The following is a 24266-nucleotide window of genomic DNA, read 5'->3' on the forward strand; positions in this document are numbered from 1 at the left end:
CTCACCATGACCCCTCCTTTTCTTTTTTATTGCCTTAACATATTTAAACCGTTCAACAATGGAAAATGCCGCTGTCTTCCCTAAGCCTTTAAAAATGCGCTGGATCATGATCGGCATGGCGTTTTTAGCTACGGTTTTAAACTATGTTCATCGCCTGTCGTTCAACTACCTCAGTGCCGAGGGGCCCCTGCGCGAGCTGATACCTGACAGTGCTTTTGGATACATAGGCACCGCGTTCTTCATCGCTTACATGATCTCCAATGCCTTTTCGGGCTTTGTTATTGACAAGCTGGGCACACGTTTGGGTTACTCGCTATGCATGGCATTCTGGACCACCGCCGGCTTGTGCCACGCGTTTGTTAAAACACCATTGCAATTTGGTGTTGTGCGTTTTTTTTTAGGGATAGGTGAAGCCGGGAACTGGCCGGCCGGGGTTAAGGTGGCCAGCGAGTGGTTCCCGCCGGCAGAGCGTTCAACAGCATCGGGTATATTTAACAGCGGGGCCGCATTAGGTGCAATTATTGTACCGCCCCTTGTTGCCTATTTAAGTATAATGTACAGCTGGCAAACCACTTTTATTATTTTAGCCGCTTTTGGATATTTATGGTTGGCCGCATTCTGGTTTATATATTATACTCCTAAACAGGAGATCAATGAGCAAAAGCAAAAAACGCTACCTCTTAAGCAACTCTTAAAATCGAGGTTCGTAATTACGCTTATCATCAGCAAGTTTTTCCTTGACCCGGTTTGGTATTTTGTTACTTTTTGGCTGGGCCGTTACATGGTGGATGTGCACCACTGGAGCTTAAAGCAAATTGGCTGGTATGCAACTATTCCATTCATTATAGCAGATATCGGTAATGTGCTGGGAGGTTACTTTACGCAGTTTATCATAAAAAGAGGGATGCCAATTTACAAGGCCCGTAAGCTTTCGGTTTGCCTGTCGGCAGGGATAATGGGTATTTCGTTATTAAGCGCGCCATTTGTTATCACCTCGCCCTTGTCTGCTCTTATAATATTTGGTTTCGCGGGGTTTGGTTACACCTCTTACACATCAAACACGTTGGCTTGCCCGCCGGATGTGGTACCAAAATCTTCATCAGCAACGGTATGGGGTATTGCCTGTGTAGGTACAGGTTTGGGCGGTGCATTGTTCCAGTCGCTTTCGGGTATCACATTAAATGTATTCGGCAAAGGCGATATTACCCAGGGTTATAATTACCTGTTGTTTATGTACGGCGGTATATCAGCAATAGGCTTATTGATCATATGGTTGCTGATGGGGCCTATCATCAGGAATAAAGAATTGGAAGCTTACTCAGCCGAGATCAACCAACAGCATAACGCGTAAGGGTGATGAGTTGCGGCGGCGAGCAATAAGTGAAACTACCAACTCAATCAATAATTCAGTAAATCTGTAATTCAATAATTAAACAAAAATATCCAGGTAAGTAACCACGTCTGATATTGGCACTATACCGTGTTTTTGTATGGTGTTAAAGTACAGGCTGTCGCCTTTTCTTAAGGTGTATTCGGCATCGCCAACTTTCATTTTCATTTCGCCATCAATAACAAATATAAACTCTTCCCCATCGTGCGATAGCTGGTGCGATTTAACCTCGCCCTTTTTGGCAACGAACAGAAAAGGCTGCATTTTTTTTTCGTGAAACTCAGAAGCATACGGGAAAATGGAATATCCCTTTTCGGTGCGAATAAGATTGTCTTCAGCTTCGGCGCGGGTAGTAACAATTGCTTTGGCCCAGCCATCCTGCTCCATTAAGTTAGATATGGTGGTACCAAGGCTCTGGGCAATTTTTACCAGCGTGGCAACTGACGGCATGGTTCTGTTATTCTCAATTTTTGAGATCATGCTTTTTGACATGCCGCAATTGTCTGCAAGCTCTTGCAGCGTACGTTTTTGTGTAATACGCAATATGCGTATCCTGTCGCCAACATTAAAGGTTTTTTCGGCCCGGGTTTCTTCCATTAATAAAAAATATTGTCATGCACAGACACTTTTTTGCAGCCGCTAAAATAGTTAACTTATTTTACAAAAAAATGGTCTGTTTAAAGCCTTGTAAATTAGCTCGAAAACGCACAAAGTACATCCGGTAATCCGCCGCTAATTGCTTAGTTAACAGGGTGACAAATATGTTACATTTTTTGTCTTTCAATAGTGCGGTATAGATTTATATTTGTACTTAGCCGTTTAGTATGCAAACGATTGAGAACCGGTTGCGATAAATCGTTTTAAACCAATTTATTTTTATAAATTCTTATTGTCAGGTAGCAGATCAAAAGGTTTAAACATAAACCGGATACCTTCGCGAATTGTGCGGAGTGTTTTTTAAAATAAAAAGTATATTAGTTAAACCAATTATAAAAAATCATGAAAAGAATATTATTCCTGTTTTTAGCGCTTACAACTTTTGTGGCCAACGCTCAACCCGGCCCGGGTGCCGGCGGCCCGCCGGCTGCTAAATCACGTGTTGTTAAAAACGATGCTTCAAAACTGAGGGCGCAGGGTAAAATACACGATGGTGCAGGCACTATGGCCTTTACCCAGTTATTTGGCCCACGCGAACTTACCACCAACCTAATGTACCTGCACGCGGGTGTAATAAACGCCAACTCAAGCATAGGCGAGCACTTTCACCACAGCATGGAAGAAATGTATGTATTGTTAGAAGGCGAAGCGGAATTCACCATTAATGGCCGTACATCTTTAATCAAAGCCCCTGCACTTGTTCCATGTAAATTGGGCGATGCACATGGTATGTACAATACATCAGGCAAAACCTGTAAATGGCTAAACTTTGGTATAGGTAAAAGCAGAGGCGGCGGCGGCGGTGTATTTAACCTGGGCGATCCGCGCTTACCGGGCTCAACCCCGTTGGATGCTATCCCTCAGTTTGTTTCAGGCAGGCTTGACCGCGAAAAACTGCGTGCAGGTAATACCTACACAGGTACTGGCATCACTTCGCGCCGCTTGTTTAGCCCTGACGTTTTCCAAACCAATTGGAACAATGTAGACCATGTACTTATGCCGGCTAACACCGCTATGGGCACACGCACAATGGAAGGCTTTGAGGAAATTTACTATGTAGTAAATGGCGCCGGTAATGTGGATATTAACGGAACCAAATATCCTGTTACCCAGGACGATGCCTTTTATGGCGCAGTTGGCGAAAAATTGACCATTAGCTCAACATCAGAACTGGAGTTATTGGTTGTATGTATAGCTGTTGATAAAACTAAAATGCCTGCTGCCGGACCAAGATTTGGCGCGGCACCTGTACCGGGCGCTTCAAGCGAAGCAATTGGCTCAGCCGTTACCGTAGGTAGCGCGGGCGCTACAGGTGGTGTTGCAGCAGCGCAACCAAAAGCCATGTTATTGCAAATGGATTTTGTTGTTGAGAAAAAGAATGCCCTGGCTTTTGAAAAAATGTACACCAGCATTTACGTACCTGCTATGAGAAAGCAGGTAGGATACTTAGAATCAAAGCTGGTTAGAATATACCCTGCAGCAACCGAGAAAAAAATTGAGGGCGAGTCTACAGATTATAATTACCAGTTGCAGCTATCATATGATACAGAAGTTAACCGTATGAAATGGGTACACAGTAAAGAACACATGGGCACAGCATGGCCTGCGGCTGTAAAGTTGGCCAAATCATTCAAATGGCGCGGTTATGACGTGATCGGCGACGACAACGTGAAGATAAAATAATCTTAATAAGCAACATGAACCGGCCCGGAAGTCCGGTTCATGTTGTTTAAAGCATAAAATATACTACTTAGCTAACCAGCTAAATTCAATAAAAACCAAAACCGGCTACCAATAACCGGCTAAACAATAAGAATAACAACCTATTATGAAGATTAAATATTACGCCGCTACTTTATTTGCGCTGTGTGCCGGTACTATGCTGGGCCATGCGCAGGACATTCCTCCCTACACCTCAAAGGTTTATCCGGGGATGGATGGTAAGTTAGTTTACGCTGCCGATAGTTTAGGCAACAAGATCCCCGATTTTTCTAACGCGGGTTACAAAGGCGGTGGCGTTGCCATACCTTATGTGCCTAATAAGGTAACCGTTTGGCCGGTAGTAGGCGATTGCTCTGTAGTTATACAGGCAGCCATTGACAAAGTATCAGCCATGCCGTTAGATGCGCAGGGCTTCCGCGGCGCAGTGCTTTTAAAACAAGGCACTTATCCTTTAGATAAACCCTTAACTATAAAAGCATCGGGCGTTATATTGCGCGGAGAAGGATCAACCGAGATTGGTACCATATTATTTGGCAGAACGGTTACCCCACGTCCTGCCGGTAACGCGGGTTCCTCATTGATCAACCTTGCAGGCGAGAAAGGAATAGCTGTACAGGAAGCTACCAAGCAATTGGTTACAGATAAGTATGTACCCGTTGGCGCGCGCTCACTCAACTTAGCATCTGCCAAAGGCTTTAAGGTAGGCGATAAGGTTTCGGTTAGGCGTTACGGCAACCAGGAGTGGATAAAAGAACTTGGTGTAGACAGCGCCTCAGTAGGCAACGGCAAAAGGTGGAGGCCGTTTGTAACCACGTATGACCGTGTGATAACCGCCGTAAGCGGTAATACCATTACTGTTGACGCACCCATCTTTACCGCCATTGAAACCAGATGGGGCGGCGGCGATGTGGTGAAATATGATGATAACCGTATTGAGAACGTGGGCGTTGAGAACCTTCGTGGCATATCAGAATACAATCCTACTGTACGTACTTCGCAATATTATAACATGGACAGGCCCGATAATAAACCTGCCGCCGCTTATAAAGGCGAAGAGTATTTTTCTGATGAGAACCATTACAGAAACCTGGTAACAATCAGCAATGCTAAAAACGTATGGGTACGCAGCATGTCGGCTTATCACTTTGTTAATAGCGTTGTGCAAACCAATGCAGGCACTAAATGGGTAACTATTCAGGACGTAGAATCGTGGGAGCCTGTATCTGTACGTCAGGGTGCACGCAGGTTTATTTTCCATTTGCAAGGCCAATTGGCTTTAGTACAACGTTGCTTCTCACAAAAAGGGCGTCACTCGTTTGTATTGCAAGCTCAGGAAGCAAGCGGTAATGTGTTTTTAGATTGTAAGGCTGTAAACCCTTACTCAACCAGCGAGCCGCATAACAAATGGGCCAACGGTGTATTGTATGATAACGTAAAAGCGCCTTTAACAGCCCGTTTCTGGGATTACATCATCGGTTGGGCAGGTGCCAACATTGTAATGTGGAACTGCGAGGGTGATTTCCTGATCCAACAACCGCCAACGGCTCAAAACTACTCATTCGGTCATATCGGTACCGCATCAGTAATTTATAACGCGCCGTTGCAGGATCTTTCAAAACCAAGAGGTTATATTGAGTCTTTAGACAAACACGTTGCACCAAAAAGCCTGTACCTAACACAATTAAAAGAGCGTATGGGTATAGAGGCCGTTTCTAATATCATGTTAGATAAAGCAGACAATTTTAAATTTTAATAACATACTACACTATTTGAACAGATGAAAAAAAGAGGGATTATAATACTGCTATTGGTTTTCGTTGCAGCCGTTAAAACTACGCTGGCACAAACTATTACTAAAGAGGAAATGCTTTTCCTTACATCAGAGTGGAAGGGTGAGCGCTTTGCGGATGGCAGGCCCAAAATACCTGATGCGCTGTTGGAGCGCGCCAAAACCATTATGATTGATGATGCCTGGACAGTATTAAAAAACGCCGGATACTTACATCAGTACGAAGGTAATTTTAAACGCAGCAGCGATATCACCATGACAGGGCGTGCTGTAACGGCTATGTATATGCCAAGCCGCCCGGATGTTGAAAAGAACGTTAAGGAGCGCGGCGCTAAACAGGGCCGCAAGGGTAATACCAACTCCTGGCCGATTGATGTATTGCAAAAAGGTGATCTTTATGTTGCTGATGCTTTTGGTAAAATAAGTGGTGGTGGCATTATGGGCTCAACGCTGGCTAATTCCATCTTCGCAAAATCAGGCAACGGCGTGGTGTTTGATGGTGCTGCCCGCGATCTGCAGGAGATAAGCCGCATGCAGGGTTTCAGTGCTTTGGTGCGCGATTTTCACCCATCATTTACTGAGGATATGGTGCTAATGGGCTTAAACGGGCCTATTCGTATTGGTGATGTGATGGTATTACCCGGCGACCTGGTGCTGGTACAAAAAGAAGGTGTATTATTTATACCCGCACACATGGCCGAAGAGGTAGTAAGCACCGGCGAATTTGTAGTAAGGAAGGACCAGTTTGGTTTTGAGATGGTGCGTACCGGAAAATTCAGCACCGGCGAAATTGACAGCCAGTGGACAGACGTTATAAAAGATGAATTTGTTAAATGGCTGGCAGGCCATCCGGAACTGGGTAAAATGACCCGTGCCGAGGTGGATAAAATGATGAGTAAGAGGACTTGGTAAGGTTTCTTACATAGGAGAAATGTCATCTCGAACGCAGTGAGAGATCTATACACAAGCCTGTCTTGTGGCTCAACAATGTATAGATTTCTCGCTATTGCTCGAAATGACAAATTCCTTATTTTAAGGATATTGTAGTGGATTGCCTATATTTTTAAAGCATTATAATCCTTCATAAATGAAAAAGATAAAATACTTATTGCCCTTACTGGCTGTGCTGTTATGCGCAACCAACTCTTTCGCATTGGTGCGCGTTCCCCCTATCATCGGCAGCAATATGGTGTTACAGCAAAACGCCAAGGCCACTTTATGGGGTTGGGGCGATGCCAGCGAACGCTTTACGGTGATCTCATCCTGGAAAACCACACCGGATGAAGTTACGTCAAGTCCGGCAGGCAAATGGAAGATCCAGATAGCTACCCCACCCGCAGGTGGGCCGTACACCATTACCCTGAAAGGGAGAAGCAATACCATTGTTTTAGAGAATATTTTAATAGGCGAGGTGTGGTTATGCTCGGGCCAGTCTAACATGGAAGTGAGCAACAACAAGCAAATAAGAGACGAGTTGCCAACTGCGGCTAATGATAAGATCCGCTTTTTTCAGGTAGCTCATGCATCGTCAGAATATCCGCAGGAATTTGCAGATGGAAAATGGGTGGCTTGTAACGAGGAATCATTAAAAAGATTTAGCGCAGTAGCTTACTTTTTTGGTAAAAAGATAAACAAAGAGTTGAATGTTCCTATAGGTTTGATCCAGTCGGCCTGGAGCGGAACGCCGATAGAATTGTGGGAGCCGCAATCAATTATTGATAGCGATGCCGATATGATAAAGGCCTCAAAAACGATAAAGACCGTTACTTACCGTCCTGACAAACCCGGCCTTATCTATAATTCAATGATAGCGCCTATTATAAGCTATACAATTGCAGGCACTTTATGGTACCAGGGCGAAGGTAACGTGCCACGCGCCTATGCTTACGAGAAAATGCTTACCGGCATGATTGCCGACTGGCGCACAAAGAATGGCAACGAGTTTCCGTTTTATATTGTGCAGATAGCACCATTTTCGGGCTACGAATTACCTATTGATGCGGCTTTGTTGTACGAGCAGCAAACCCGTACACTTAAGTACCCTAAAACAGGCATGGTGGTAATAACCGACCTTGTTGATGATATTAAAAGCCAGCACCCTATAGACAAGCTTACCGTAGGTAACAGGCTGGCTAACCTGGCTTTGGCTGATACTTATAAAAAGCCTATCCCACTGCCAGAATACCGTAACCCCATGTTTAATCGCATGGAGATAAGCAAAGGCAAGGCTACTTTATACCTTGATTACGCGCCAAACGGTTTTATGCTTAAAGGCGATGCCAAAAAGGCCACGGAGTTTACCATAGCAGGCGAAGACCATAACTTTGTACCGGCTGATGAAGTAAAATTAGATAAAGGAAAAATAGTGGTTTCGAGCAAGGCAGTGCCTAACCCGGTGGCTGTACGCTTCTCGTTCACTAACATAGCCATGTCAAACCTGTTTAACAAAGAGGGTTTGCCGGTTAACCCTTTCAGAACCGATGACTGGAAGTAGTACTTATTAATACGCAAACATTATTTTCTATAAAAGCCCTGCAAATGCAGGGCTTTTATAGTTTTGGCGAATGGTATAAATAAATGGATAACGTTATCTGTTCTTAATTTATAGCCGTACAAACCGCTTAAATGTTAACTTCGCCGCCGTAATGATTAAAAAGATACACCGGCATGTTAGAACGGCGCGATACATTGTTTACAAAGAAACACTTGTTAACTACAAAGAGCATTTCTGGACCTTTCTGGGCTCTTTCTTCGGTATTGGATTAATAGGAATAATAAGTAGCCGGCACTTTAACGGCGCTGATAATCTTTTCCTGATAGGATCTTTTGGTGCTTCTTCTGTTTTAATTTATGGCGCTATCAACAGTCCCCTGGCACAACCCCGCAACCTTATAGGCGGCCATGTTATTGCAGCTTTGGTGGGTGTTACCATTTATAAGTTAATACCCGGCCAGCTATGGCTTTCATCGGCACTATCAGTGTCTATATCAATTGTGTTAATGCAGATCACAAAAACGCTGCATCCACCTGGTGGGGCCACCGCCTTAATAGCCAATATAGGTTCTGAAAAAATACATGCATTAGGTTATATCTATGTATTAAACCCGGTTTTGGCGGGCGCAATAATACTGTTAATGGTAGCTGTTATTTTTAATAACAGTACCGCACAACGACACTACCCCAACAACAAAAACTGGTATAAAGTGTGGCGCAGGTACAAACGTACAAGCCATCCACAAAAGAGATGATACTTTCTGTTGGTAGTTCGCATAAAAAATGCCCCGGCTACCAACCGGGGCATTGCAAAATTATACGCTAATTAATTTTACTTGGGTAGTAATACCGCGTTTATACCATTAACAACACCGTTGGTGCCAATAAGGTCGTAAAGCGAAACCTCGGCGCTATTGCCTGCAGAATTGGTTAGCTGCAATGTTTTATTCGGACTTACCGATAAGGCTAAAGCCTGCCCGTCAATTGTTGTAAAAGTTGCTTTGCCCTTCCCTTCTGTTAAGGCCTTTATAATGTCGGCTTTGCCGTATTTTCCATTCACAACGTGGCCCTTTAAAAAAGCACTTAGCTTAGCCGGATCTTTACTTAAACCCTCCAACGTGCCGGCGGGCAACTTGGTGAAAGCGTTATTATTAGGTGCAAAAATAGTATAAGGGCCGCCTGCCTTCAATACAGTATCTAATCCTGCTGTTTTAAATGCGGCAGCCGCGGTAGAGTAATCGGCATTGCTTAATAATACCCTTGCCACATCATCAGCCGGAGCTGCTGCTGCTGCTGAAGCTGGTGTTGTGGTTGCTGGTGTTGCTTTTTTGGTTGTATCTGCTACTTGTGCCGAAGCATTGCCGGTTACAAAATATAATGCCGACGTAGCTACAGCTGCTATAAAAAGGAACTTTCTCATGTAATTTTCTTTTAGTGAATAAATAGATATTAGTTGAGTAAAGTGCGTTATACGTTTCCTTCCTTTTTGTTAAAACCTGTATTAATGACGTTTTTAGCCGCCCAATTGTTGTACCTGCCCGCATATTTTTACTTAACGCGCTGGTTTTCAAGATAAAAAACTGGCCTGCTATAGCCTTGTTTTAAAGGATAAAACGCGATGTGTTGACCTGAATATTTGAAGAAATGCAATGTGATTACCGGTTTTTACAAAAAAAGAAGCCTCCCGACACTCGCTGTCAGAAGGCTCCAACCTAAACCTTATCACATTAGTAAGAAAGGATTCTTACCAAACCACAAATATAGTGATTATTTTACTATACACAATTTTTTTTAAAATTCACTACGCAAACGTTTTCTTTTTTAACGTTTATAATCAAGTATTTATAAAATATTGTTTTTAACGATGTTGCAGCGCTCTGCTTTCAGCTTTAAGCTCTTGCACCTGTTGTTGGGCCTGGCGGCTTTCCAGATAAAAGTAAATGGCGCAGGCTAAAAATATCTTACCTAAAACAAACACAGCGGCAAAAACCCACTTCCAGCTTTTGTGTAAGCGCATGTAGTTAGATTCGGCCTCAACCTCAATATAACGGCTTTTGTTTTCCTGCTGGTTCTGTTGCCGCCATTCCCTATCGGCATAACGCATTACCTTGGTTTCAGGGGCTATCACCAGGTCATTAACGGTATTTTCTATCCGCTCAAACATGTCAGGTGGCGGAGGCACAGCCATATATTGGGCTATCCGCTCCATATCGGCTTCCAGCTCGGCAAGGTTTTTATCCACTTCCGGATATTGCCTCTTGAGTTGCATAAGCTCCCTCTCCTCAGCCTCACTTGCCACGCCCAGCACAAAAGCTTCCAATGCTCCGCTTTCTATGTATTCCTTAATATGCATCCTTCACTTTCCTTATTATCATAAAAGCTTCCTTCAATGTATGCCTCAACTCCTGTTCAGGCAAATGTAATTCATTAGCCAATTCGGCAGTAGTTTTACGGTGGTAATACACCCCGCAAAAAACCCGGCGCTGAGCTTCATTCATTCTGTTAAGATATTTATGGCCTTGTATATACGTAGTATTATTGATAACGGATTTACACTCACCTGTGGCTTCGCTCAGCGGCTGGATCTGGTTATTTGCAAGCTTTGTGAGCCAGCTCCACGTGTTGCTGTAGTTACTTGCAGGTAAACCGGTTTTTGATGTGGAAATATAGGCGAAAACCTTAACAACACATTCCTCGGCCAGCTCGCGATTGTTTACAATTGGCAAAATGTATCCGAGCAGCTTACCGGCATACTGAGCGTACAAGCTCTTTAAATTGACAGGGTGATCCGGCGTCAGGAGATCATTATTCTTATGGTCTTGCTCCATGCGTTATAAATTTGTTCGTTCACACATTTCTTTTCTGTACAGATTCCCGGTCTTGCACACATTAAATATAAGGATTTAACAACTAATATTGGGTTTTAATCAAAAATGTAACAATGTAATATAGATCACCGTCATACAATAAAAACATTATGGCAATTAAAGAAAGTTTTACCTTGAAGGGCGAAAACCTTTTAAGGAAAGTAAAGGAACTGATTGAAGAAGGCAATATACGGAGAATAACCGTTAGCGATAAAGAAGGAAAAGAGCTAATAACTTTCCCGGTGACCATAGGGGTTGTTGCTGCTGTAATAGCGCCTGTGTTAGCGGCCGTTGGTGCTTTAGCCGCATTTGTTGGCGAGTGTACTATTACCGTTGAAAGAGAAGAAGAAACGACATAATAGCCACCAAACACACTATTATAACATAAATGCCGTTTTGATAAGGCTTAATAGAATATATTTGGGCCAATTAAACCATGACCCGCCGCTAATGTATAAGTTTCCGGTTTTTTATTTGTTGCTTTCCCTGCTGTTTTGTTTTTGTTGCACCGATGTTTACGCGCAAAAAAACTATGCCGTTAGTGGGAAGGTTAAAGATGCCACCACCGGCGAAACCCTGATTGGCGCCACTGTTAGATTGCTTGAAATAAAACAAAGCGCTGCGGCAACCAACGCCTACGGATTCTATTCGTTAAGCGCAGCGCAGGGCAATTATACATTGGTGGTAAGCTTTGTGGGTTATACTACGTTTACGCAAACGCTGGCTTTAACTGCAAATACACAGGTTAACATAACGCTCACCGCTAATAATACCCTTACCGAAGTATCTGTTAATGCCAATTCAGGCCACGAGGCGGATAATATTGAAAGCGCGCAGATGGGTATGATGCGGTTAGATGTTAAACAGCTGGACAATATTCCTGTAATTTTTGGCGAGAAAGATGTTTTAAAAACCATCCAGCTTTTGCCGGGCATTAAAACAACCGGCGATGGTAATACCGGATTTTATGTTCGCGGCGGAGGATCAGACCAAAATCTTATCTTGCTGGATGAAGCTGTGGTATACAATGCCTCGCACCTGTTCGGCTTTTTTTCAACTTTTAATACCGACGCCATTAAGGATGTAAGCATGTATAAAGGCGGGATGCCCGCTCAATACGGCGGCCGCATGTCATCTGTACTGGATATAAAGATGCTTGATGGTAATGATAAGAATTTTACTGTGCAAGGTGGCATAGGGCTTATAGCATCGCGCATAAAGGTTGAAGGGCCAATTGTAAAAAATAAGGGCTCGTTTATGGTTAGCGCGCGGCGCACATACGCCGATATGTTTTTAAAGCTATCGCCCGATTCGACCACGCGTAATGCCAGCCTTTATTTTTATGATATTAACGCCAAGGCCAACTATCATCTGAATGACAAAAACACAATTTTTATATCAGGATACTTTGGAAAAGATGTGCTGGGCCTTAAAAACAATTTTGAAACCAATTGGGGCAATCAAACCGGTACCCTGCGGTTCAATCATGTTTTTAACAGTAAGCTGTTTTTAAACACCTCGCTTATTTACAGCAATTACAGTTACATTATAGAAAGTTATAATGCCAACCGAGACTTCAGGGTAACTTCCAGAATACGTGATCTTAATCTTAAAGAAGACCTTCAGTATTACCTATCTGATAAGCACACGCTTTTTTTTGGTGTTAACGCCGTTCGTCACAATATAGCTCCCGGCGAAATAAGCTCGTCGCGGTCATCGTCTATCAACCCGCGGGAGATCCAAAGCCGCTATGGCTTTGAGACATCCGCCTATGTGTCTGACGAGTGGCGGCCATCTGACAAATTTGATATTATTTTTGGAACCCGGCTAAGCTGGTTTTCGCTTATCGGGCCCGGTAAAATAAATACATATGATGCCGGCGGAGCCATAACTGCAACAAACACTTATTCATCCGGCCAGGCAATTAAAAGCTACTTTAACCCCGAGCCGCGCGTTTCAATAAATTACAAGCTCACCGAGCTTAGTTCGGTAAAAGCATCCTATAATCGTAACACGCAGAACATCCACCTGCTGGCCAACTCAACTGCAAGTACACCAACAGATCTGTACGTGATGAGCAGTAATAACATAAAACCGGGTATATCAGATCAGTATGCTGTAGGTTATTTCAGAAACCAAGCCAATAACACCTATGAGTTTTCTGCCGAGGCCTATTATAAAAATATGAGCAATTTGATAGATTATCGTGATGGCTCGCAGCTTATTGGCAATGATGATGTTGAATCGCAATTAGTATACGGCCAGGGAAGAGCATACGGCTTAGAATTATTTGTTAAGAAAAAGGTTGGAAAGCTTACCGGCTGGATTGGTTATACCCTGTCAAAAACAGAGAGACGGTTTGATGCGATAAACAGCGGCAAGTATTTTCCGGCTACCTATGACCGCACACACGATATATCTGTGGTTGGTATTTATAAGACCGGTAAACGCGTAACGCTATCTGCAACATTTGTTTATGGCACAGGCAACGCTGTAACTTATCCGCAGGGAAAATATCGTATTGGCGGCATTACAACTTTCTATTATCCACTACGTAATGTAGATAGAATGCCTGCCTATCATCGCCTGGATCTGGGGATAACGCTTGACGGCCGCGAACATAAAAAGTTCCATTCCAGCTGGACGTTCGGGTTGTATAATGCCTATAACAGAAAGAACCCGTACACCATTACATTCAGAGATAATGCCGCTGATCCATCGCGAACCGAGGCAGTAAAAACAAGTTTGTTTGGTATAGTTCCATCAGTTACTTATAACTTTAAGTTTTAACAATGAAAGCACTATATAGGTTAACGGCTCTTTGTATAACAGTTATAGCTTTTAGTTCCTGCGAAAAGGTTATAGACCTTAATTTAAAGGCGTCTGCCCCACAGCTGGTTATTGAGGGCGCTATTATCAACGTGTCGCAAACCCCAACGGTAAGGATCTCACGGTCAGTAGGCTTTGATGAGCCAAGCAATTTTCCCGGGGTTAGCGGGGCAACGGTAAAAATAACAAGTGGCACCACTTCTTTATCATTAATCGAAACCTCACCAGGGGTATATCAGGGTCCCACCTTTATAGGCCGTCTGGGCAGAACTTATACGTTGCAGGTTGATGTTGACGGACAAACCTACAAAGCGTCGTCAACAATGCCCAATCAGACATCTATAGACTCAGTTGGGATAGAAGAGCAGAGTTTTCAGGGCAAAATAGATAAAACGGTTGTTTTATATTACGACGATGCTCCCGGTATAAAAAATCAGTATCGTTTTGTTATGACAGTAAACGGTAAGTTGGTTAAAGAAGTATTTGCGCGGAACGACCAGTTTAATGATGGCCGCCCGGTGCGCGTTGCATTGTATCAGGACGATATAGAAATAAAAACCGGGGACAAAATAGACCTGGAAATGCAATGTATTGATGAACGTATTTATACTTATTGGTTCACCTTTAGCAAACAAAGTGGCAACGGCATGGGCAATGCCTCGGTGGCGCCTACCAACCCACCCAACAATTTTGATAAACCGGTGTTAGGTTATTTCAGCGCGCATACGGTAAACCGGCGCCAGATTTCGGTTAAGTAGTCAATTTGCGCTGGCGTATATTGAGGCATTATCAATCAAAAAGCTTTTAAGCATGGTTAGCTTATCTGTATTGATCAGATCTACGCCACAACTCAACAGTTCGCGCCATACATCTTTATTCTCCGGCGATGCCCAAAGCCTAACCTTTTTACCGCCTTTGTGTGCTTCGGCTATAAACCATGTTAAACGCCGTTTTTGTGGTGCGGGCATATTGCCATCGCCTTTCCAGTTAAGTAATTTGGAGTATTTACAGCTGGCCATGGTGTAAATATGCCTGACACTTATTGGCCCGGAACTTTGCAGCAAATCAGCATCAATAAAAGCAAAGCTGTCTGTTTCTGACATAATTGCATTGTGGGGCTTATTACCTGATATTACTATACTAACAGGGCCGGGTATAAAAACGCCATTTTGGTAACGCGACAAAATTTTACTGTACTGCTGCAAAACTTTTTTTAGCACTGCGTATGTTTCGTCGGCATTGTTTTTTATGTCTATCATCAGGGTAAACTGATCATTGTATCCTTTGTAAACCGTACCACTACTTTCGGCAATACGTTTTTGCAAAGGCTTTAAATACAGATTCTCAAGCGTACGGCTTTCTTTAAAAAAGGGATTCAGATGAGCAACGATCAATTTTCCGTTTTTTAAAAACACATCAGCTTCAATGTAGGTGTATCCGTTATCAAGCGCGTCAAACAAGGGTCTGTCGTGAAAATAATCGTTATGGGCAAAGGCGTTTGGGAGGGGAATAACCTGGGCGCTACTTATTAGGGGAGGCAGAGCCAGTAAAACAAGAAATATTGTTTTTAGAAATGTTACTTTAAGCCTTTGATGTTGCATTAAGTAATACTGCTAAATTATATTACAAAACTACCTAACGCTTATAAGGTCAACTTCAAGTTTGATTAACCAAATTGTTAAATATATATGGGTTAATGTTAAATTGGGTTTAGTGGATTGGTGACTAGAGATTAGTTGACTAGTGATCGTTTAATTAACAACCTATTGAAATTTGGTTAAAAATTAGTTTGTTAGAAACAGAAAGGCACAAAAAAGCCGCTCAAAATGAGCGGCTTATAAATAACTAATCTCTGTTCTCTGATCACTAATCCACCAACTAAGCTTCTTCTACCAGTTTATCACCGGTAACTTCGGCTTTAATACGGGTTTCCAGCTCATCCATTAGCTCAGGGTTATCCAATATTAATTGTTTAACGGCGTCGCGGCCCTGGCCTAAGCGGGTGTCGCCATAGCTAAACCAAGATCCTGCTTTTTTAATGATGTTGTGCTCAACACCCAGGTCAATGATCTCGCCTGCCTTTGAAATGCCCTCGCCAAACATAATGTCAAACTCTGCAATGCGGAACGGAGGTGCAACCTTGTTTTTAACGATCTTAACTTTAACCCTGTTGCCTGATACTTCGTCGGTATCTTTTATCTGCGATATGCGGCGAACATCTAAACGTACCGAAGCGTAAAATTTAAGCGCGTTACCACCGGTAGTAGTTTCTGGGTTACCAAACATTACGCCTATCTTATCACGCAGCTGGTTAATAAAGATACAGCAGCATCCTGTTTTGCTGATGGTACCGGTTAGCTTACGCAAAGCCTGAGACATTAAGCGCGCGTGCAAACCCATTTTCGAGTCGCCCATTTCGCCCTCGATCTCTGCCTTAGGCACCAATGCCGCAACCGAGTCAATAACTAATATATCAATAGCGCCGGAGCGGATCAGGTTGTCTGCAATTTCAAGTGCCTGCTCGCCGTTATCGGGTTGAGAGATCAATAAATTCTCTACATCAACACCCAGCTTCTTAGCATAAAAGCGATCAAACGCGTGCTCCGCGTCAATAAACGCGGCAATGCCACCATTTTTTTGTGATTCGGCTATGGCATGTATGGCCAATGTAGTTTTACCTGATGACTCAGGTCCGTATATTTCTATCACACGGCCCTTAGGTAAACCACCTACGCCCAATGCAATATCCAACCCTAATGATCCGGTTGAAATAACTTCTGTCGCTTCAATAACAGAGTCGCCAAGTTTCATTATGGTGCCTTTTCCGTATGATTTTTCCAGCTTATCCAATGTAAGCTGCAATGCTTTTAACTTATCTGCGTTGCTCATCTTAAAAATATATCTTCAGCAAAAATAATAATTAAATTGATAAATGCTAATTTTTTTAGTAAATTTTATGTTTTATTTTCAGGCTTTATCAAAGCTAATTATTGTTGTACATAAAAAACTAAAATAAATTTCAACAAAAATTTGCGCAATCAATCGGTTGCATGTATGTTTGCAATCAAACGGTTGCAAATTATGATAAGAAGAGACATTTTCCAGGCAATTGCCGACCCCACCCGCCGGGCCATACTGGCGCTGTTGGCACTACAAGCCATGACGCCCAACGCGCTGGCCGAGCATTTTAACAGCAGCAGGCAGGCAGTATCAAAACATATTAAAATATTAACAGAGTGCGAGGTGGTTAAACAAGAACAAACCGGCCGCGAAATTTATTATCACTTTAACGCTAAAAAAATGAAAGAGATAGACTTATGGTTAGAACAGTTTAAAAAACAATGGGAAGACCGCTTTGATCAATTAGACAACTTAATAGGATAACCAAAAAACAAATAGCTATGACAAATTATGAGACTGTGGTAGAAAAAGATCTGCCTAACAAAACCCTTCATGTAGTTAGAGAATTTAAAGGTACGGTAGAACGCGTTTGGGCCGCCTGGACGCAAGCCCAACTGCTTGACCAATGGTGGGCACCGCGCCCATGGAAAGCCGTTACCCAAAGTATGGATTTTAAAGGCGGCGGCGTATGGCTATATTACATGCAAGGCCCCGAAGGCGAGCCCCACTACTGCAGGGTTGATTTTGCGGAAATAGATCCCGGTAAAAGCTTTAGAGCCGCCAGTAATTTTTGCGATGAGAACGGCAATATAACCGCTGGCATGCCAACCATGTATTGGCACAACGTATTTTCGGCTACCGAAACAGGATCAAAAGTTGATGTAAAACTAAGTTTTGATGACCAGGCCAGTTTAGAGCAGATACTGCAAATGGGCTTTGAGGGAGGCTTTAAAATGGGGCTTAGCAATCTGGATGAATTGCTTGCGTCGTAATTTAAAATATGTGTTTATAAAGAGGTTGTTACGCAAACGTTACAGCCTCTTTTATTTTATCCTGATTGTTGGGTTTTGAAAAACCTGATTAATACTTTTGAGTAAGCATCAAATAACCAATTATGAAAGGAAGCATACGTTTAATATTTTGCGCGTTTAGTTTAGCTGCTAACGTGAGTAGCGCATCTGCACAAAACAATCAGCTCACTAAAGCAGAGCAAAAAGATGGTTTTACGCTTCTTTGGGATGGTAAAACATCAACCGGCTGGAAAAGTGGTGGCTCTAAAACTGATTTTCCGACAGGATGGGCAATGAACGACGGTGTGCTTTCCATAATGGCTACCACCGGTTACGGCACTACGGGTGATATAGTTACTGAAAAAGAATACGCTGCCTTTATAATAAAGTTTGATTTTAAACTGACCGATGGTGCTAACAGCGGCCTGAAATATTTTGTTACCCGCGATGAAAAAAGCCGTTCTAACATTGGGTTAGAGTACCAGGTTTTAGATGACGAAAAACACCCCGATGCACGAGCCGGTAAAGATGGCAACCGCAAACTGGGGTCTGTGTATGATCTTATTCCCGCCAATAAACCAGTATCAGCAATAAAGCCCATTGGCGAATGGAACGAAGCAATGGTTAAAGTAACACCAGACAACCACGTTGAGCATTGGCTAAATGGCGTTAAAGTACTGGAATACGATCGTGGTTCGCCGGCGTTTAAACAGTTGGTAGCCGAAAGTAAATACAAGATCTACCCAGGCTTTGGCGAGGCAAAGGAAGGCCACATTCTTCTGCAAGATCACGGCAATACAGTATCCTATAGAAACCTGAAGATCAAAGAGCTTAAATAAGCCCTTAATCCCTGTCGCGGCTTAGTTTGGTGAATGCTAAGGGATTTTCTGCCAGCTCTAAACCTTCTTTGCGCCTTTTGGCAATGTGAATAGCGCTAAACAACGCTTCGCGGAAGGAAACCTCTGAGGCTTTATTTTTACCTGCTATATCATACGCCGTACCATGATCTGGCGATGTGCGCACAAACTTTAGCCCGGCAGTAAAATTAACACCCGATTCAAATGCTATTTGTTTAAACGGAATAAGGCCCTGATCATGATACATGGCCAGTACCGCGTCAAACTGTAAATAGGTTCCGTTTGCAAAAAAACCATCAGCAGGATACGGACCAAAAGCCAGGATATCCGCAGCGCGGGCTTCCTCAATGGCAGGGATAATAACATCCTGTTCCTCATGGCCCAGCAAACCGTTATCACCGGCATGAGGGTTAAGGCCCAATACCGCTATTTTAGGTTTGCGGATCCAAAAATCCTGCTTCAAACTGGTGTTCATCAGCTTTATCTTGGCCAGTATTTTCTCTGTAGAAATATTGGGGGCTATGTGCGATACCGGGATATGCCCTGTAACCACGCCAACCCGCAAAGTATCGCTCACCAAAAACATCAACGAATCTGCCGCCTCGCCCTTGCTCTGTAAATACTCCGTATGGCCCGGAAAATTAAAATCTTCGCCTTGTATGGTATCTTTATTAATAGGTGCTGTAACCAGCGCTTCTATTTCTCCGGATAACAAATCGGCAGTAGCCTTTTCAAGCGACGCAAATGCAAACTTGCCGGTTTCTTTATCAGGGGTGCCGGGTTCTATCTTTACTTCTTCCTCCCAGCAGGTAAGCAGGTTTGCGCGTTTGTGCTGCGCCTGCGATGCATGTGTAATTATATTAAAATTAAGCTCAGTGGCCTCCATCGCTTTTTTATAAAACGATGCCACCTTTATATGCCCGTAAACAATAGGAGTGCAATAATTAAATATTTTACTGTCTGCAAGTGTTTTGATGATGATCTCCAGGCCAATGCCGTTTACATCACCTATGCTTATCCCTACCTTAGGTTTTTCGCTCATGTTATTATTTATTCCTTGTAAAAGAACAAATATGACGTAATTTGTTCAAATATTACATAACACAATGTCATTAGTAAGGGCGAAGAAACATTTAGGGCAGCATTTTCTTACGGATAAAAACATAGCCACAAAGATTGTGGACAGCCTGCGGCCCGATGGAAGATACGCCCAGGTATTGGAGGTGGGGCCCGGAATGGGCATCCTGTCTGACATATTATTGCAGCGCGAAGGTTACCAGGTACACCTGATAGATATTGATACCGAATCGTACGAGTTTTTGCAGAAAAAGTACCCGGAACTAGGCAGCAGGCTTATTAATGCTGATTTTTTAGAGATGGATTTCGGTGCTGCCTTTACCGGCCCGCTGGCCATTATCGGCAACTTCCCTTACAATATATCATCGCAGATACTTTTTAAAATATTAGATAACCGGCAGCAGGTGGTTGAAGTGGTGGGCATGTTCCAGAAAGAAGTGGCCGAGCGCTGCGCCTCTAAACCAGGCAGCAAAGAGTACGGCATTTTGAGCGTGTTTTTGCAGGCTTATTATAAAGTAGAATATCTTTTTACGGTAAAGGCAGGCGTATTCAATCCGCCGCCAAAGGTTTTATCAGCTGTTATAAGGCTTACCCGTAATAGCAACGAGGCGCTAAATTGCGACGAAAAACTTTTCTGGCAGATAGTAAAAGCCGGGTTTAACCAACGCCGCAAAACTTTACGCAATGCCTTATCCTCCTTAATTAATAAAGAAAAGATGAGCGATGACGCCACACTTGATCTGAGGGCAGAAAGGTTAAGCGTTGAAGATTTTGTTGGGCTTACCCAGCGGATAATGGCGGCGCGATAACAATTACAACGCGAACATTTCCTTAATCTTCTCTACACTAAGCGGCTTCGAAATAAAGTTTTTTACCAGCGGATAGGACTTAGCCTTGTTGATATCGTTGCTAAAAACTGATGAGGAGATTATAAATATTTTGCTTTTGCCTGCCGGGTCAATATTAAGTCGCCTGTATTCGTCTAAAAACTCCCAGCCATTCATAATAGGCATATTAATATCCAGTAAAATAAAATCGGGCAGCTCGTTGGGGTCTCTCTTTTGTATCTGAAGTAACTCGTCAATAGCAAACCTCCCGTTAAGGCAGGCAGATATTTCGGTATTCTCTATAGCTTTTTTTATCAATTTTATTGAAATGAAATTATTGATCTCATCATCATCAATTAACAGGATACTTACAGGCTTACTATCGGCGTTCATATTTAGGGTTATACGTATCGGTTTAAAAAAAGTTATATTCCTGTTAGTTGTATACGAAAAAAGTTTTTCCCCGGTTTCCAACTAAACAAATATAGTTTTAAAACCGCATTTCGTAAATGTCATATCAATATAATCATAAAAAAATAAAACGCAATGTAGTTGCATTTATCCTATATTTGCAGCGTGAATTCCAAAAGGCGTCATTCAAAATTAGATCATATCGGCATGACAGCGTCTACGCTTTGCGCGCTGCATTGCGCTATTGTGCCGCTACTGCTCACATTTTTGCCGCTTGCCGGTTTGGGGTTTTTAACCAACCCTTTATTTGAGTGGGGAATGATCGCATTGGCTTTACTGTTGGGTGTATCATCCATCTTTATGGCTTACTTTCGCACGCACCGCCGCGCTTTACCGCTATTGCTGCTTTTAGTGGGTTTTGCGCTGATTATATTAGGCCATGTTTATCTGCATTTATGGGCCGAGGCCATTGTTGTACCCGCCGGGGGCCTTATCATTGCATTAGCGCATTTTTTAAATTACAAGTTTGTTGAAAAGTGCAACACAGAGCCGCATTTTTTTCATTTAAAACACAACAGGCGGCCAGGACATATACACGATTAAAACACTATTTTTAATACGGCGTTATTGTTAGTAAATTTGCTGCTCTGTTTTATTATTCCTACCACAAATGGCACATACACATAACAGTGAACAACATTTTGAGCATTTGCTTAAAAAGCATAACCTAAAACGTACAGAACCACGGCTAAGGGTGCTTTCTATGCTTTCGGCTAAAAATGTAGCTACTTCGCAACCTGACCTGGAAGGCGTTATTGGCGATGTTGACCGGGTAACTTTATACAGAATTTTAAGCGCGTTCGAAGAAAAAGGAATTATTCACAAAGTTTTTGACCTGAACGGAACGGCAAACTACGCGCTCTGCTCATCTGATTGCGACGAGCACGATCACCGCGATGAGCACCTGCACTTTAACTGCACCAAATGTAATAACGTATACTGCCTTGATGATCACGATTTTCCGCAGATAACGCTGCCTAAGGGCTTCAAACTGGAAGGGTTTAACTTTAGCGCTACGGGTTTATGCCCTAAGTGCAGCTAAACTATTACCGCTTTTTCCGGTCATATTTATACCCAAAAGAAATTTATATTAATGAACATCCGTAAACTGAGCATTACCGCAGCATTTTTAAGTTTCGCAGCATTTTCAATATATCTCACTTTAAGTTCATTTACCCAACAAACTAAGCTGCCACAAGCAGAAACTACGTTTAAGTTTAAAACCATAGTTATTGATGCCGGACATGGTGGTAAAGACCCGGGCGCTCACGGCTCAAGCGCGTCAGAAAAAACTGTGGCTTTGGCTATCGCTAAAAAGTTAAGAGATGCTATAAAAGAGCAAATGCCCGGTATAGACGTGGTGATGACCCGCAGCGACGATACCTTTATTGAACTGAACCGAAGGTCTGAAATAGCCAATAAAGCCAACGGCAATCTGTTCATATCCATTCATTGCAACTCCTCGCCTGAAAAACCGGGCAGACGAAAGGGTGTAATGCTACTGGTTTACGGCATGCATCGCGTTAGCGAACAAGTGGAGGCCATACGCGAGAACGCGGCGATTTACCAGGAGAAAGATTATCAGGAAAAATACAAAAAATACGATGCCAGCGACCCGATAAACCGCATTGTGTTGAACGCTTACCTTCAAAAATACCGCAAATACAGCATACTGTTTGGCGACCTGCTGAATAAAGCGTTTAAAGGTGATGGCCGTGAAAGTATAGGTGTAAAGGAACAAGGCGTTCTGGTGCTGGCGCACAGCGCCATGCCGGCTGTTTTGGTTGAAACCGGCTTTATCAATCACCCTGAAGAGGAAAAATATCTGGCCTCTGCAGAAGGGCAGAATGAGATTGCACAGGGCATACTGCGTGCCGTTAAAAACTATAAAGCCAGCGTCTCCTCCCAATAAAATTTATATCTTTACCATAACGGAAATGGTGTCTTCCGATTTGAACCGCCCTAAAAAGCTGATGGCGCCTGCAAAAATTAATTAACCATGTTGTTTTGCGTAAGCATTATAACCAGTATTTTTTGTAGGCTATGAACAAATTATTCGCTTCGTTTTCTTTCAACACATTAAAACATACTGCCCGTTGGACGGCCATCACTACGCCCGTTGCTATTGCAATAGGCAGCATGGTGGCGCTGTTTTTATGGTTGCTTAACCGGGCCATACATTTTAGATTTGACCACCCCTGGTTGCTTTACGCACTACCGCTGGCAGGCATAGTTATATGGTTCACTTATAAAAAGTGGGGCGGAGCTTCTGATAAAGGTAATAACCTGATAATGGAAGAGATCCATACACCCGGCGGCGGTGTACCCAAACGCATGGCCCCCCTTGTTTTGGTGGCGACCGTAGTTACACATCTTTTTGGCGGATCGGCCGGGCGCGAAGGAACGGCCGTGCAAATTGGCGGCAGTATAGCGCAATTTTTCAGCAGGCAATTCAAGCTAAACGCAACAGATACCCGCATTATGCTTACCGCGGGTATTGCGGCGGGCTTTGGCGCGGTTTTCGGAACGCCTTTAGCAGGAGCTGTTTTTGCCCTGGAAGTGCTAACCATTGGCCGCATTCAATACGATGCCTTGCTGGCCTGCCTTGTAGCGGCCATAATAGGCGACCTGACAGTGAGTGCCTGGGGCATTCATCACACCGCTTACCACATTGATATTATACCGGCAGCGCATACCGCCCTTTCGCCTTATTTTCGTTTAGATGTATTGCTATTATTAAAAGTAATTATCGCGGCAATCGCATTCGGTATTACCAGCAGGTTGTTTGCGCAGGCTGTGCATACGGTAAAAAACACTTTAAATAAAATTGTATCTGTTGAATGGCTGGTTCCGGTAGTTGGCGGGGTACTTATTATTTTATTGACATTAATTATTGGCAAACCCGATTATTTAAGCCTCGGTGTTAATGCGGAATATCCCGGTGCTGTAACCATACCATCAGCTTTTACCCCGGATGGCGCACACACCTGGAGCTGGCTTTGGAAAACTATTTATACCGCCATAACCCTCGGTTCAGGCTTTAAAGGTGGCGAAGTTACTCCGCTGTTTTATATTGGGGCAACGCTGGGTAATACCTTATCGCATTTAATGGATGCACCGGTAAGCCTTTTTGCCGCGCTGGGCTTTATTGCTGTTTTTGCCGGGGCAACCAATACGCCGCTGGCATGTACTATAATGGGGGTTGAGCTTTTTGGCGGCGAGTATGTTCTTTTCTTCGCGGTAGCCTGCTTTACCGCCTATTTTTTTAGCGGTAAAAAGGGTATTTATGGCGCACAGCGCCTGGCGGTACCCAAAGTTCATAGCAATACCTAATCAAAATATTAGCGTTGGCCACTGTAAACTATTTGTGACAATC

25 protein-coding genes and 1 riboswitch are annotated in these 24266 nt (G+C 43.2%); of the genes, 17 read left to right on the top strand and 8 right to left on the bottom strand.

Annotated elements, in window-relative coordinates; translation table 11 throughout:
* The first annotated feature begins 58 nt into the window (after positions 1-58).
* Entirely contained in the window at positions 59-1351 is a 1293-nt protein-coding gene (locus ACFQZS_RS18060) for an MFS transporter (RefSeq protein ID WP_377102394.1), read from the top strand.
* Positions 1352-1429: 78 nt separating this feature from the next.
* Here the strand turns inward: ACFQZS_RS18060 and ACFQZS_RS18065 are convergent, their stop codons facing one another.
* Positions 1430-1987, bottom strand: a complete 558-nt coding sequence (locus ACFQZS_RS18065; RefSeq protein ID WP_377102395.1) for a helix-turn-helix domain-containing protein — start codon at positions 1985-1987, stop codon at positions 1430-1432.
* 402 nt (positions 1988-2389) lie between these two features.
* Here ACFQZS_RS18065 and ACFQZS_RS18070 point away from each other — a divergent pair, with 402 nt between their 5' ends.
* The 5 genes from ACFQZS_RS18070 (at position 2390) to ACFQZS_RS18090 (ending at position 8806) form a co-directional block, all read left to right on the top strand.
* On the top strand, positions 2390-3730 hold the full coding sequence (locus ACFQZS_RS18070; protein ID WP_377102396.1) for a cupin domain-containing protein: 1341 nt from the start codon (positions 2390-2392) through the stop codon (positions 3728-3730).
* Positions 3731-3875: 145 nt separating this feature from the next.
* On the top strand, positions 3876-5522 hold the full coding sequence (locus tag ACFQZS_RS18075; protein WP_377102397.1) for a hypothetical protein: 1647 nt from the start codon (positions 3876-3878) through the stop codon (positions 5520-5522).
* A gap of 24 nt (positions 5523-5546) precedes the next feature.
* Positions 5547-6470, top strand: a complete 924-nt coding sequence (locus ACFQZS_RS18080) for an RraA family protein (protein WP_377102398.1) — start codon at positions 5547-5549, stop codon at positions 6468-6470.
* Between the two features lie 175 nt (positions 6471-6645).
* Entirely contained in the window at positions 6646-8052 is a 1407-nt protein-coding gene (locus tag ACFQZS_RS18085) for a sialate O-acetylesterase (protein ID WP_377102400.1), read from the top strand.
* A gap of 151 nt (positions 8053-8203) precedes the next feature.
* Complete coding sequence (locus ACFQZS_RS18090) at positions 8204-8806, top strand: HPP family protein (RefSeq protein WP_377102402.1); 603 nt, start codon at positions 8204-8206, stop codon at positions 8804-8806.
* A gap of 77 nt (positions 8807-8883) precedes the next feature.
* Here ACFQZS_RS18090 and ACFQZS_RS18095 read toward each other — a convergent pair whose 3' ends face one another.
* From ACFQZS_RS18095 to ACFQZS_RS18105, 3 genes are all read right to left on the bottom strand, one after another.
* Complete coding sequence (locus tag ACFQZS_RS18095; RefSeq protein WP_377102403.1) at positions 8884-9471, bottom strand: fasciclin domain-containing protein; 588 nt, start codon at positions 9469-9471, stop codon at positions 8884-8886.
* A 438-nt stretch (positions 9472-9909) separates the two neighbouring features.
* Positions 9910-10404, bottom strand: coding sequence for a hypothetical protein (locus ACFQZS_RS18100; protein ID WP_377102404.1), 495 nt, complete (start codon positions 10402-10404; stop codon positions 9910-9912).
* Positions 10394-10879 carry an RNA polymerase sigma factor gene (locus ACFQZS_RS18105; protein ID WP_377102405.1) on the bottom strand — a complete coding sequence of 162 codons (486 nt, stop codon included), beginning with the start codon at positions 10877-10879 and terminating at the stop codon, positions 10394-10396. Before ACFQZS_RS18105 ends, ACFQZS_RS18100 begins: the two co-directional genes overlap by 11 nt.
* A gap of 149 nt (positions 10880-11028) precedes the next feature.
* On the opposite strand from ACFQZS_RS18105, the gene ACFQZS_RS18110 reads away from it, so the two are divergent.
* From ACFQZS_RS18110 to ACFQZS_RS18120, 3 genes are all read left to right on the top strand, one after another.
* Positions 11029-11277 (top strand): DUF4342 domain-containing protein, encoded by a 249-nt coding sequence (locus ACFQZS_RS18110; protein WP_377102407.1) that lies wholly within the window; start codon positions 11029-11031, stop codon positions 11275-11277.
* A gap of 91 nt (positions 11278-11368) precedes the next feature.
* Positions 11369-13708: a TonB-dependent receptor gene (locus tag ACFQZS_RS18115; RefSeq protein WP_377102408.1), complete on the top strand. Its 2340-nt coding sequence runs from the start codon at positions 11369-11371 to the stop codon at positions 13706-13708.
* Between the two features lie 2 nt (positions 13709-13710).
* Positions 13711-14505, top strand: a complete 795-nt coding sequence (locus ACFQZS_RS18120) for a DUF4249 domain-containing protein (protein ID WP_377102409.1) — start codon at positions 13711-13713, stop codon at positions 14503-14505.
* On the opposite strand, the gene ACFQZS_RS18125 is transcribed toward ACFQZS_RS18120, so the two are convergent.
* Together ACFQZS_RS18125 and recA are read right to left on the bottom strand one after the other, a co-directional pair.
* Positions 14506-15348, bottom strand: coding sequence for a phosphatidylinositol-specific phospholipase C/glycerophosphodiester phosphodiesterase family protein (locus tag ACFQZS_RS18125; RefSeq protein WP_377102410.1), 843 nt, complete (start codon positions 15346-15348; stop codon positions 14506-14508).
* Positions 15349-15625: 277 nt separating this feature from the next.
* Entirely contained in the window at positions 15626-16636 is a 1011-nt protein-coding gene (gene recA / locus ACFQZS_RS18130) for a recombinase RecA (protein WP_377102411.1), read from the bottom strand.
* Between the two features lie 192 nt (positions 16637-16828).
* Here recA and ACFQZS_RS18135 point away from each other — a divergent pair, with 192 nt between their 5' ends.
* The 3 genes from ACFQZS_RS18135 to ACFQZS_RS18145 all read left to right on the top strand — a co-directional run bounded on the left by ACFQZS_RS18135 (position 16829) and on the right by ACFQZS_RS18145 (position 18497).
* Positions 16829-17131, top strand: a complete 303-nt coding sequence (locus ACFQZS_RS18135) for an ArsR/SmtB family transcription factor (RefSeq protein WP_377102412.1) — start codon at positions 16829-16831, stop codon at positions 17129-17131.
* Between the two features lie 17 nt (positions 17132-17148).
* Positions 17149-17640, top strand: coding sequence for an SRPBCC family protein (locus tag ACFQZS_RS18140; protein WP_377102413.1), 492 nt, complete (start codon positions 17149-17151; stop codon positions 17638-17640).
* A gap of 122 nt (positions 17641-17762) precedes the next feature.
* A complete protein-coding gene (locus tag ACFQZS_RS18145) occupies positions 17763-18497 on the top strand; it encodes a 3-keto-disaccharide hydrolase (protein ID WP_377102415.1) in 735 nt (244 codons plus the stop codon).
* A 4-nt stretch (positions 18498-18501) separates the two neighbouring features.
* On the opposite strand, the gene pdxA is transcribed toward ACFQZS_RS18145, so the two are convergent.
* On the bottom strand, positions 18502-19557 hold the full coding sequence (gene pdxA, locus ACFQZS_RS18150) for a 4-hydroxythreonine-4-phosphate dehydrogenase PdxA (protein ID WP_377102416.1): 1056 nt from the start codon (positions 19555-19557) through the stop codon (positions 18502-18504).
* A gap of 64 nt (positions 19558-19621) precedes the next feature.
* Between pdxA and rsmA the strand changes: the two genes are divergently transcribed.
* The gene (rsmA, locus tag ACFQZS_RS18155; RefSeq protein WP_377102417.1) at positions 19622-20401 is read left to right on the top strand and encodes a 16S rRNA (adenine(1518)-N(6)/adenine(1519)-N(6))-dimethyltransferase RsmA; all 780 of its coding nucleotides are present in this window, start codon (positions 19622-19624) and stop codon (positions 20399-20401) included.
* Between the two features lie 3 nt (positions 20402-20404).
* On the opposite strand, the gene ACFQZS_RS18160 is transcribed toward rsmA, so the two are convergent.
* Positions 20405-20812, bottom strand: coding sequence for a response regulator (locus ACFQZS_RS18160; protein WP_377102418.1), 408 nt, complete (start codon positions 20810-20812; stop codon positions 20405-20407).
* Positions 20813-20995: 183 nt separating this feature from the next.
* On the opposite strand from ACFQZS_RS18160, the gene ACFQZS_RS18165 reads away from it, so the two are divergent.
* From ACFQZS_RS18165 to ACFQZS_RS18180, 4 genes are all read left to right on the top strand, one after another.
* Positions 20996-21433: a MerC domain-containing protein gene (locus ACFQZS_RS18165; protein ID WP_377102420.1), complete on the top strand. Its 438-nt coding sequence runs from the start codon at positions 20996-20998 to the stop codon at positions 21431-21433.
* Positions 21434-21500: 67 nt separating this feature from the next.
* On the top strand, positions 21501-21932 hold the full coding sequence (locus ACFQZS_RS18170) for a Fur family transcriptional regulator (protein WP_377102421.1): 432 nt from the start codon (positions 21501-21503) through the stop codon (positions 21930-21932).
* A 51-nt stretch (positions 21933-21983) separates the two neighbouring features.
* A complete protein-coding gene (locus tag ACFQZS_RS18175) occupies positions 21984-22802 on the top strand; it encodes an N-acetylmuramoyl-L-alanine amidase family protein (RefSeq protein ID WP_377102422.1) in 819 nt (272 codons plus the stop codon).
* Positions 22803-22814: 12 nt separating this feature from the next.
* Positions 22815-22880: riboswitch (Fluoride riboswitch) on the top strand.
* 53 nt (positions 22881-22933) lie between these two features.
* Entirely contained in the window at positions 22934-24223 is a 1290-nt protein-coding gene (locus ACFQZS_RS18180) for a voltage-gated chloride channel family protein (RefSeq protein WP_377102423.1), read from the top strand.
* The last annotated feature ends 43 nt before the right edge of the window (positions 24224-24266 follow it).

The organism is Mucilaginibacter calamicampi (genome assembly GCF_042676765.1).
GTDB lineage: Bacteria > Bacteroidota > Bacteroidia > Sphingobacteriales > Sphingobacteriaceae > Mucilaginibacter > Mucilaginibacter calamicampi.